The sequence below is a fragment of the Labrys sp. F242 genome (assembly GCF_057813875.1).
On sequence record NZ_JBVASG010000053.1, the window covers coordinates 1 to 285 of the forward strand.

At 66.7% G+C, this 285-nt stretch carries 1 pseudogene; it reads right to left on the reverse strand.

The features are described from left to right. Positions 1 to 181: pseudogene (locus ACZYTC_RS34410) on the reverse strand (hypothetical protein); the annotation flags it as partial. Positions 182 to 285: the final 104 nt, after the last annotated feature.

Below are 285 nucleotides of genomic sequence, written 5' to 3' on the forward strand. Positions count from 1 at the left end.
GATCCTGGTAGAAGGCACGGGCCGCCTGCGGGTCGGCGGCGGCGAGATTGGCGACGATGCGCAGCACGGCCATGAATCCTGTCCTTTCCGGCAGTCGATCGAAACGAAGCTGCAGGTTGCGGTAGCACCCCTCACCCCCCTGCCGGGACCTTCTCCCACTAGGGGAGAAGGGAGGAAACACCGACCTTCCCACCCCATCCGCTCTTAACTCGCCCTCTGCGTCCGTGCTAGCGTCCCGCCACACTGGGACGACACGTGGGAGCGGAGGGATGGGCGGGTCGAGCG